The sequence below is a fragment of the Pseudoalteromonas sp. 0802 genome (assembly GCF_013350085.1).
Classification (GTDB): Bacteria; Pseudomonadota; Gammaproteobacteria; order Enterobacterales; family Alteromonadaceae; genus Pseudoalteromonas.
In genome coordinates this window covers 1-439 of sequence record NZ_JABVXE010000090.1, presented here as the reverse complement: position 1 = coordinate 439, position 439 = coordinate 1, and the positions used below count along the sequence as shown (strand labels likewise).

Sequence of the window (439 nt, the reverse complement as noted above, 5' to 3'; positions counted from 1 at the left end):
TGATTAATATTTCAGGAAAGCAATTGCTCCAAAAGGAGTTCTTTTCACAGCTTTCTGAATTACTTGAAATATATGAACTTATCCCATCAGATATTGGACTAGAGCTAACAGAGCATGCCTTAATTGAAGCTGATGATGAACTTCTAAAAAACTTATCATTACTTCAAGTACAAGGCGTAGACATTGCTATTGATGATTTTGGGACTGGCTATTCATCTTTAAGTTACTTAAATAAACTCCCAGTTAACACGTTAAAGATCGATAAGTCATTCGTAGACTATGCACCATACAGAAATAATGATAGTGCCATATTTGAAGCTATTGTGGGTGTTGCGCATAAACTAGATCTTTTGGTTATTGCTGAGGGAGTAGAAACAACGCAGCATGTTGAATACTGCAAGTCTAAAAATGTCGACATGCTTCAAGGTTATAGCTATTC

General features: G+C 35.3%; 1 protein-coding gene. It reads left to right on the top strand.

Features of this window, described 5'->3' with window-relative positions:
- Nucleotides 1–23: 23 nt before the first annotated feature.
- Nucleotides 24–439, top strand: a 416-nt coding sequence (locus HUS61_RS21280; protein ID WP_258539867.1) for an EAL domain-containing protein, incomplete at its 3' end; no start/stop codon positions are given.